The sequence below is a fragment of the uncultured Alistipes sp. genome (genome assembly GCF_902388705.1).
In the GTDB taxonomy this organism is placed as follows: Bacteria; Bacteroidota; Bacteroidia; order Bacteroidales; family Rikenellaceae; genus Alistipes.
The window spans coordinates 1-9187 of record NZ_CABMQJ010000069.1 but is presented as its reverse complement, the minus strand read 5'-3'; the positions used below and the strand labels follow the sequence as shown (position 1 = coordinate 9187).

9 protein-coding genes are annotated in these 9187 nt (G+C 59.4%); 4 read left to right on the top strand and 5 right to left on the bottom strand.

Features of this window, described 5'->3' with window-relative positions:
- A partial coding sequence (locus tag QZT71_RS11090; protein ID WP_295916125.1) for a nucleoside kinase occupies positions 1 to 1561 on the bottom strand: 1561 nt, incomplete at its 3' end.
- A gap of 80 nt (positions 1562 to 1641) precedes the next feature.
- On the opposite strand from QZT71_RS11090, the gene QZT71_RS11085 reads away from it, so the two are divergent.
- The 3 genes from QZT71_RS11085 (at position 1642) to QZT71_RS11075 (ending at position 6033) form a co-directional block, all read left to right on the top strand.
- On the top strand, positions 1642 to 3069 hold the full coding sequence (locus QZT71_RS11085; protein ID WP_295916123.1) for a bifunctional UDP-sugar hydrolase/5'-nucleotidase: 1428 nt from the start codon (positions 1642 to 1644) through the stop codon (positions 3067 to 3069).
- A gap of 301 nt (positions 3070 to 3370) precedes the next feature.
- Positions 3371 to 5212, top strand: a complete 1842-nt coding sequence (gene rpsA, locus QZT71_RS11080; RefSeq protein WP_295916119.1) for a 30S ribosomal protein S1 — start codon at positions 3371 to 3373, stop codon at positions 5210 to 5212.
- A 248-nt stretch (positions 5213 to 5460) separates the two neighbouring features.
- A complete protein-coding gene (locus QZT71_RS11075; protein WP_295916117.1) occupies positions 5461 to 6033 on the top strand; it encodes a DKNYY domain-containing protein in 573 nt (190 codons plus the stop codon).
- Positions 6034 to 6098: 65 nt separating this feature from the next.
- Here QZT71_RS11075 and QZT71_RS11070 read toward each other — a convergent pair whose 3' ends face one another.
- Positions 6099 to 6620, bottom strand: coding sequence for a ferritin-like domain-containing protein (locus QZT71_RS11070; protein ID WP_295916114.1), 522 nt, complete (start codon positions 6618 to 6620; stop codon positions 6099 to 6101).
- 256 nt (positions 6621 to 6876) lie between these two features.
- Here QZT71_RS11070 and QZT71_RS11065 point away from each other — a divergent pair, with 256 nt between their 5' ends.
- Positions 6877 to 7797 carry a DMT family transporter gene (locus QZT71_RS11065; protein WP_295916112.1) on the top strand — a complete coding sequence of 307 codons (921 nt, stop codon included), beginning with the start codon at positions 6877 to 6879 and terminating at the stop codon, positions 7795 to 7797.
- 108 nt (positions 7798 to 7905) lie between these two features.
- Here QZT71_RS11065 and rplI read toward each other — a convergent pair whose 3' ends face one another.
- Genes rplI through rpsF form a run of 3 tightly spaced genes read right to left on the bottom strand, consistent with a single transcriptional unit; the run spans position 7906 to position 8990 of the window.
- Entirely contained in the window at positions 7906 to 8346 is a 441-nt protein-coding gene (gene rplI, locus QZT71_RS11060; RefSeq protein WP_295916110.1) for a 50S ribosomal protein L9, read from the bottom strand.
- Between the two features lie 17 nt (positions 8347 to 8363).
- Positions 8364 to 8642: a 30S ribosomal protein S18 gene (rpsR, locus tag QZT71_RS11055; RefSeq protein WP_010265192.1), complete on the bottom strand. Its 279-nt coding sequence runs from the start codon at positions 8640 to 8642 to the stop codon at positions 8364 to 8366.
- Between the two features lie 3 nt (positions 8643 to 8645).
- Positions 8646 to 8990, bottom strand: a complete 345-nt coding sequence (rpsF, locus tag QZT71_RS11050) for a 30S ribosomal protein S6 (RefSeq protein WP_130062927.1) — start codon at positions 8988 to 8990, stop codon at positions 8646 to 8648.
- Positions 8991 to 9187: the final 197 nt, after the last annotated feature.

The window sequence follows — 9187 nt, the reverse complement described above, 5'->3', positions numbered from 1 at the left end:
CCTCGTCGTATTCCGGCACCGTGTCGGGCACTTCGCGCAGGATTTTCTCGGCAAAGGGGCGCAGCACCGAAATCTCGTAGAAGAGCGACGAGTTGAGCATCACGTCGGCGTTCTCCTGGTAGGGGAAGATGTGTTTCTCTTCGCCGCGGCGCACCGAAGCCCAGCGCGAGAGCGTCGCCACGGCGCTGGCGCCCCGCTGCGTGTAGTCGCGCGTCAGGCGGCGCAGCAGGCGGTTGTCGGTGGTGGCGATGCGCGAGAGGTTGTCCAGCGCCACGGAGGTGAAGCACGAGATGTAGATGCGGAACTTCTGCGATTCGGGAACGCTGGGCGTGAGCCGCGGGTTCAGGCCGTGGATGCCCTCGACGATGAGAATCGACCGTTCGTTGAGCGTCAGCGGGTCTTTGTGCCACGTGCGGCGGCCCGTGACGAAGTCGTAGCGCGGGATGTCGACGCTCTCGCCGCGCATCAGGCGGCAGAGGTGGTCGTTGAACAGTTCGAGGTCGATGGCCTCGAGCGCTTCGTAGTCGTACTCCCCGTCGGCGTCTTTGGGGGTTTTCTCCCGGTCGACGAAGTAGTCGTCGAGCGAAATGAGCACCGGGTTCAGCCCCAGCACGCCGAGTTGGATGCCCAGCCGCTTGGCCGAGGTGGTCTTGCCGCTCGACGAGGGGCCCGAGATGAGCACCATGCGCATGCCGCGCGAGAGGTTGGCGTCGTAGATGGCGTCGGCGATCTCCGCGAACTTGCGCTCGTGGAACGCCTCGGCCAGCTTGATCATGCCGCCGGCGTCGCCCGCGAGGACTTTCGCGTTGACGTCGCCCACGGTGGGCACGCCCATGATTTTGACCCACGACTGGTATTCGCGGAAGATGTCGAACATCTTCTCCTGGTGGACGTTCGTGTTGAGCCGTTCGGGCGCCGTGCGCAGGGGCAGGGCGATGTAGAAGCCGTTGTAGTAGGGCTCGATGGCGAACAGCCGGACGAAGCCCGTCGAGGGGGCCAGGGCGCCGTAGAAGTAGCCCTCGGTGTCGCCGAGCGTGTAGAGGTCGCTGTAAAGGCGCGGACGGGTGTCGAGCAGGGCGATTTTGTCGTCGAAACCCTGTTCGGCATAGCGGGCGCGGACTTCGCTGGTGAGCACCTTCGAGCGGCATATCGGCAGATCCTGGGCCACCAGTTCGCGCATGCGCCCCGCGAGCGCGGCGGTCTGTTCGGGGGTGAATTCGTCGATGCCCTCGACCTCGCAGTAGAATCCGTTCTGGCCCATCGAGTGGCGGATGTGGAGCGTCTGCCCCGGGAAAAGGTCGCGGACGGCTTTCTGGAGGATGAACCACGACGTCCGCTGGTAGACGCGGATGCCCGCGAAGGTGGTGATGTCCACGAAGCGGACGGTCACCGGGGTATATATTTTGTAGTAGAGTTCCTTGATGCGGTTGTTGACGTAGGCCGCCAGGAACGGATACCGGCCCGGCGTCAGTTTCGCGGCCACCTCGGACAGCGGCGTGCCCATCGCCACCTGGAGCGGGGCGCCGAGATTTTCGCAGATGACGGTTATGGTGTCTGCCATGGGTTTATGCTAAATAAAATGCTGAATGATGGGTAAAGATATGAATAATTTGTAACTTTGACAAACTCAAAACCGAGATTATGAAAAGAATGATACGGATGCTCCTGCTCGCCCTGGCGGCGGTCGCCGCGGCCTGCTCGCCGCGCGAGCGGACGCTCGTGTTGTTGTCGACCAACGACATGCACGCCAAGATACAGAACTTCCCGCGGCTGGCCGCGGCCGTCGAGGCGTGCCGCGACACGGCGCAGCTGGTCGTGCTGGTCGATGCCGGCGACCGGTGGACGGGGAATGCCTATGTGGACATGGCGGCGACGCCCGGCATGCCGATTATCGCGCTGATGAACGAGCTGGGGTACGACGTGGCCACGCTCGGCAACCACGAGTTCGACCACGGACAGGCCTTTCTGGGTCGCATGCTCGACAGCATGGACTTCGAGGTGGTGTGCGCCAACGTGGTGAGCGACACCTGCACCTTCCCGAAACTGCCTCCGTACACGGTTGTCGACCGGGGCGGATTCCGCATCGGCTTCGTCGGCGTGGTGACCAACTACGAGGGGCCGGGGCATCCTGCGGGCAATGCATCGAGTTTCGAGGGGCTGGAGTTCCCCGATCCGCAGGCGATGGCCGTGAAGTATGCCGCCGAGCTGCGGCCGAAGTGCGACGTGCTGGTGCTCGTGTCGCACATGGGCGACGACCGCGATGCGGAGTTGCTCGCCAAAGGGCCGTCGCAGTACGACGTGGTAATCGGCGGTCACACGCACGAGCAAATCGATACGCTGATCGGCGGCACGCTGCTGACGCAGACGGGCAAAGACCTCAAAAACATAGGCGTGACGACCGTTCGCATGAAAGGCAGCAAGGTCGCGGGCGTCGATTACCGCATCGTCCCGCTGTCCGCCTACGAGCCGGATGCGGCGTATCAGAAGCGGGTCGACGCCTATTACGCCGACCCGGAGCTGAACAGGCCCGTGGGGCACTTCGGGACGGCGGCGGACAAATGGGGCCTTGCCAACTGGATGGCCCGGGCGGTGGCCGACGAGGCCGATGCCGAAATCGGGTTTTACCACATCGGCGGCGTGCGCCTCGACTCGATTCCCGCGGGCGGCGTCAGCGCGGCGAAGATATACGGGTTGGAGCCGTTCGGCACGCTGGTGGCGGAGATGACGATGACGCCCGCCGACATGCGCCGCATGATTCTCTCGAAGTACAACGACGCGACCAACGCCAAGGAGGCGCACCGCATCGATTTGATTTCGACCACGCCCTATGTAATCGTGACCGATGCGGCGGACAACGCGCTCGACGTGCGGTTCCCTGAACTGCGCGAAGGTCGTGCTTACAGGATTGCCGTGAGCGACTATGTTTACAGGAATTACAAAGACCTGAATTACACCGACGGAGAGATTACCGGGGATGACGTGGCCGGCATCCTGCTCGAAGAGCTGCGGGACGACAGCCCGCTGAAAGCGGACAACAAGCCGCGGCAGCAGGTGGTGCGGCGGAAATGACCCGCGCTCCGGTTTTCAGCTTCCGCGGCTCCGGTTGTCCTTTCTGCGGCCGGCGCCGCACCGGTCGTGTTCACTTGCACGGGTCGTGTTCCGCGCCGCTTGTGCCGGATGCCGTTGCCGCCGGACAGAGATGTCCGTCCGGGGTGTTTGGGAACCGTAAATAACCGCCTGATTTTTTGCAGATTCGCAAAAAACCGCTACCTTTGTAGCCCTTACGTACGCGCACGAAGCGCGTGGGTAGGGGCTATAAGTTTAATTATTAACCGTTTAACGAGCGATTGTATCGCACAAGAATTTCCAAATGGAAGAAGTAAAAAATGTAGTCACGAACGAGAATTTCGACTGGAACGCGTATGAGAACGACCTGGGCGTCTACGACCACCCCAAGGAAGAGATCGCAGAGGCCTATGACAAGACGCTTTCGAACGTCAACGTAGGCGAAGTGGTGGAAGGCACCGTTACGGGCATCACCAAGCGCGAGGTTCTCGTGAACATCGGCTACAAGAGCGAGGGTGTCATTCCCGTTTCCGAGTTCCGTTACAACCCCGACCTGAAGGTAGGCGACAAAATCGAAGTCTACGTGGAGTCGGCCGAGGACAAGGGCGGACAGCTGGTTCTTTCGCACAAGAAAGCACGTCAGCTCAAGTCGTGGGACCGCGTAAACGAAGCCCTCGAGAAAGACGAAATCATCAAGGGTTACATCAAGTGCCGCACCAAGGGCGGTATGATCGTCGACGTGTTCGGCATCGAGGCGTTCCTGCCCGGCTCGCAGATCGACGTGAAGCCCATCCGCGACTACGACGTATACGTGGACAAGACCATGGAGTTCAAGGTTGTCAAAATCAACCAGGAGTTCCGCAACGTGGTCGTTTCGCACAAGGCGCTCATCGAGGCCGAGCTCGAGGCGCAGAAGCAGATTATCATGTCGAAACTCGAGAAGGGCCAGATCCTCGAGGGTACCGTCAAGAACATCACCTCGTACGGCGTATTCGTCGACCTGGGCGGTGTGGACGGCCTGATTCATATCACCGACCTGTCGTGGGGCCGCGTGAACCATCCCGAGGAGATCGTGGCGCTCGACCAGAAGATTCAGGTCGTAATCCTCGACTTCGACGACGCCAAGAAGCGTATCGCACTGGGCCTGAAGCAGCTCACGGCACATCCGTGGGAGGCGCTCGACCAGAACCTCAAGGTCGGCGACAAGGTCAAGGGCAAAGTCGTCGTGATGGCCGACTACGGCGCATTCGTGGAAATCGCCCCCGGTGTGGAGGGCCTGATTCACGTGTCGGAAATGTCGTGGAGCCAGCACCTGCGTTCGGCACAGGAGTTCATGAAGGTCGGCGACGAAGTCGAGGCCGTCATCCTGACGCTCGACCGCGAGGAGCGCAAGATGTCGCTGGGCATCAAGCAGCTCACGCCCGATCCCTGGGAAAATATCGAAACCAAGTATCCCGTCGGCACGAAGTGCACGGCCAAGGTGCGTAACTTTACCAACTTCGGTATCTTCGTCGAAATCGAGGAGGGCATCGACGGCCTGATCCACATTTCGGATTTGAGCTGGACCAAGAAGGTGAAGCATCCGGGCGAATTCACGTCGGTAGGCGCCGATATCGAAGTCGTAGTACTCGAGATCGACAAGGAGAACCGCCGTCTGTCGCTGGGCCACAAGCAGCTCGAGGAGAACCCCTGGAACGAGTTCGAGAACCAGTTCTCGGTAGACAGCATCCACGAGGGTACCATCACCGAGATGACCGACAAGGGTGCGGTTGTCGCCCTGGGCGAGAACATCGAGGGCTTCTGCCCCGCACGCCAGCTCACCAAAGAGGACGGCACGACGCCGAAAGCCGGCGACAAGCTCGACTTCAAGGTGATTGAATTCTCGAAAGCCACGAAGCGCATCACCCTGTCGCACGTACGTACGTACGAGGAGGCGAAACGCGCCGAGATTGCAGCCGAGAAGGCCGAGAAGCGTGCCGCAGTGGACGCTACGAAGTCGACCGTGAAGAAAATCAACGCTTCGGTCGAGAAGACGACGCTGGGCGACATCGCAGGCCTGGCCGCTCTGAAGAGCGCCATGGAGGCTGCCGAGGCGAAGAACGCCAAGAAAGCCGCCAAGGAGGCAAAAGAGGAAACCGAGGAGTAATTCCCGACGACGGCACGGGGCGGGGCGATCCGCAGCCGGCCGGTATATGAAAAATCCGCAGGCATATCGCCTGCGGATTTTTTTGTGGCCGAGGGGGCGCTGAAACGAGGGCATTCCCGGCAGCTGTATTTCCGGCAGCCGTCCTGCGGAAAATTCGTCGCCGGCAGCGTTTCGCGGGCAAATTCTTTGGGCGCCGGGCAATAACCCGGTATATTTGCAGTTAGATAACGGAAGTTAACAGCGATGCCATGAAAAAACTGATTCTGATTTTACTGTCCGTGCTTGGGGTTCTTGCGGGCGGCTCCCTGTCTTACGGACAGGTCGGTATGTCCCGAACCGGCATTTCGCAGCCCGACAGGAAGCCGCGGCGCGGAGGATATACGAAAGACAGCTGGAGGGTCTATTACCGGGGCCGGGAGGTGAAAGGAGCTTCGGCCTCTTCGTTCGAAGGGCTCGGCGGCGGGTACGGCAAGGACAACTGGAAGGTGTTCTATGCCGGACAGGAGGTGAAAGGGGCTTCGGCCTCTTCGTTCGAAGGGCTCGGCGGCGGATACGGCAAGGATAACTGGAAGGTGTTCTATGCCGGGCAGGAGGTGAAAGGGGCTTCGGCCTCTTCGTTCGAGGGGCTCGGCGGCGGGTACGGCAAGGACAACTGGAAGGTGTTCTATGCCGGGCAGGAGGTGAAAGGGGCTTCGGCCTCTTCGTTCGAGGGGCTCGGCGGCGGGTACGGCAAGGACAACTGGAAGGTCTATTACCGGGGCAGAGAGCTTTCGGGGACATCGCCGGCTTCGTTCGGGAAACTGCGGCCCGAGAGGCGGTAATCCATTCATACGTAAGGGCTTCCCACAACAGGAAGCCCTCGAACGACACGACGGGAACGGCGCTCTTACTCGACCACGGCCATTTCGTTCACTCCGTCCTCGGCCAGGCAGGAAAGCAGCGAGTCGGTCGCTTCCTCCTGTTTGAGTATCATGCCCAGCTCGCGGGCAATCTCTTTCTCACCCATCATCTCTGCGAAAACCTGCAGGGTTCCGTACGAGGCGATTTCATAATGTTCGGCTTTCTGTGCTGCCAGTATAAGGCCTGCATCGCGCGTATAGGAATCCTTTTCGGTGTCTTCGATGACGCTTTCGGCTTCGGCGACGAGGCCTTCCATGGCTTCGCACTTCTTGGCCTGGGGTGTTTTGCCCAGCAGGGCGAAAACCCGTTTCAGCCCCTCGATTTGTCCGGCCGTCTCTTCGATGTGCTTTCCGAACGCTGCGGCCAGTTCGGGGCTCGTAGCGGCCTTTTTCATCTTTTTGAGCCCGGCGGAAAGGTGTTTTTCAGCCCAGTAGATGTCTTTGATCTGGTCCAGGAAGAATTCCCGGAAGCGGGGCGAGTCTGCATTTTTGTTTTTTTTCGTGTTCATGATGTTTTGTTTTTAACGGTTAATAATGTGCAAGGTCTGCAAACGCATTGTTATCGGGCTGTTAAAAAACAACTTCCGTGCCAGCGGCCCTGGGCTTTCCGTTCCCTTGCCTGCCGGCAACGGTCGTATCGCGCATGTGATTCGTCGAAGTCCTGCGGGTATTTACATGCATTCGCCGGCACTTCGTTTTGCCGGTTGCGCGGCGGGCGGCGGAAAGGCATTGTTTTTGTTTTTCGCGCACTAAACCTTGTTACGGATGAACAGATTCAAACCCCACATCGCCTTGCTGATATGCAATATCGTCTGGGCCATGGATTACCCGTTTTACAATATCGTACTGCCGCACTACGTCCATCCGATGGCCATGGTCGCGGGGTCGCTGGCCGCGACGGCGCTCTTTTCGCTCGTGCCCCTGCTGTGGCAGAAAGCCGAGCGGGTCGCGCGGGCCGACATCCGCAAACTGATCGGCGCCGCGCTGCTGATCGGCGTGCTGCGCAAGGTCTTCATCATGTACGGCCTCTCGATGACTTCGCCGATCGACGGCTCGATTATCGACACCATCGTGCCGCTTCTGGTGCTGCTGCTCTCGGTGCTGCTGGGGATGGATCGCTTTACGAAACTCAAAGTCGCGGGGCTGGTGCTCGGCATGGGGGGCGCCGTGGCGGTGGTGCTGACCGGGGCCTCGGCCGCGCACCAGCATTCGCACATCTGGGGAAACGTGATGATTATGCTTTGCGCGTGTGTTACGTCGATTTATATGGTGTGGTTCAAGCGCCTGATTGCCAAATACCGCATCACGACCGTGCTGCGCTGGCTCTACTGTGTGGCTGCGGTCGTCGCGCTGCCGTTCGGCCTGAAAGAGATTATCCATACGGATTATGCGCTTATCGCCAGGCACGCCCTCTTTCCGACGCTTTTCGTGCTGACGGTGCCGACCTACCTGCCGAACCTGATGCTCAACTATGCGCTCAAGACCGTGCAGCCTACCGTGTCGAGCATCTACACCTATTTGCAGCCCGTGCTGGCAATCGCGATTTCGGTCGGGATGGGGCTCGACAAGCTGCATATCGACACGGTAGTTTTCGCCCTGGTGATTTTCGTCGGCGTGGGGCTGGTGCTGCGTTCCTACTCGGTGCGGCCGAGGCATCCCGAGCCGCCGGCGGCGGCGCCGCACTGACAGCCGTGCGCAGGAAGCGCCGGTATGCCGAAATAAAAAAAGGAGAGCGTTGCGCTCTCCTTTTACTGTATGCCGGAAGGCGGGATTGTCCCTGCCCCTCCCTGCTGATTATTCTGCGGCGGTAACCGAGAATTTGATGACGGCCTTGACCTCCTTGTGGAGTTTGACGGTAGCCTCGTATTCGCCGACGGTCTTGATGCCTTCGACGGCGATCAGCTTGCGATCGAGCTGGATGCCCTTGGCAGCCAGTGCCTCGGCCAAGTCGGTGGCGGTAACCGTACCGAAGAGCTTGCCCTCCTCGGCCTTCACGGCCAGCGTGAGCGGCAGGTTGGCGATCGTCTCGGCGAGCGCCTGTGCGTCGGCAAGGATCTTGGCGTCCTTGTGTGCACGCTGCTTGAGGTTCTCGGCGAGGATTTTACGCGCGGATGCGGTAGCGGCCTTTGCGTAACCCTGAGGAATCAGGTAGTTGTTCGCATAACCGGGCTTTACGGTCACGATGTCGTTGGCGTAGCCCAGGTTCTCCATATCTTTGATCAGAATAACTTCCATTGTTTCTCCTCCTTTAATTATTTCATGCAATCGGTTACGAAGGGCAGGATAGCGAGGTGGCGCGCACGCTTCACGGCCTGTGCGACCTTCTTCTGGAATTTCTGCGAAGTACCCGTCAGGCGGCGGGGCAGAATCTTGCCCTGCTCGTTGAGGAACTTCTTCAGGAACTCTCCGTCCTTGTAGTCCACGTATTTGATGCCGAGTTTCTTGAAGCGGCAGTATTTCTTCTTCTTGACGTCTACCGATACCGGGTTGAGGTAGCGGATTTCAGACTGTGCTTTGTTGTCCTGTGCCATGGTTTACTCCTCCGATTTGTTAGAAAGTTTTGCACGACGCTTCTCCGAGTACTCGACGGCGAACTTGTCCTGCTTGAAAGTAAGGAAACGGATGATGCGCTCGTCGCGGCGGTACTGCGTTTCGAGCGTGTTGATAAGCGAGCCTTCGCCCGTGAACTCTACCAGGAAGTAAAAACCGGTGGTCTTTTTCTGAATAGGGTAGGCGAGCTTGCGAAGGCCCCACGACTCCTTGTTCACAATCTGACCGCCGTTCTCGGTGATGACACCCTGGAATTTGTCAGCAACCTCCTGTACCTGTGCATCGGACAGTACCGGCGTGACAATGAAAACGGTTTCGTAATTGTTCATAATCCTTAAAAATTAGTTAATTATCCCCTGAATGGGGATGCAAATATACGGATAATTTGTAAAATAGCAAAGTTGCGCCCCTTTTTTTCGGTTTTATTGCCCTATCTTCGGGAAACTTGCGCCGCCCGGAGTGCGGCGGAGCTTCCGGAGCGCCGGGCAGCGGGGCGGAAAGGGGCCGGGGTGCCTCCGGAATGCCG

Coding starts and splice junctions, on each gene's coding strand:
- QZT71_RS11075 (WP_295916117.1), top strand. CDS start 5,461: ATGAAAAAACTGATTCTGATTTTACTGTCCGTGCTTGGGGTTCTTGCG.
- QZT71_RS11065 (WP_295916112.1), top strand. CDS start 6,877: ATGAACAGATTCAAACCCCACATCGCCTTGCTGATATGCAATATCGTC.
- QZT71_RS11070 (WP_295916114.1), bottom strand. CDS start 6,620: ATGAACACGAAAAAAAACAAAAATGCAGACTCGCCCCGCTTCCGGGAA.
- rpsA (WP_295916119.1), top strand. CDS start 3,371: ATGGAAGAAGTAAAAAATGTAGTCACGAACGAGAATTTCGACTGGAAC.
- QZT71_RS11085 (WP_295916123.1), top strand. CDS start 1,642: ATGAAAAGAATGATACGGATGCTCCTGCTCGCCCTGGCGGCGGTCGCC.
- rpsR (WP_010265192.1), bottom strand. CDS start 8,642: ATGGCACAGGACAACAAAGCACAGTCTGAAATCCGCTACCTCAACCCG.
- rplI (WP_295916110.1), bottom strand. CDS start 8,346: ATGGAAGTTATTCTGATCAAAGATATGGAGAACCTGGGCTACGCCAAC.
- rpsF (WP_130062927.1), bottom strand. CDS start 8,990: ATGAACAATTACGAAACCGTTTTCATTGTCACGCCGGTACTGTCCGAT.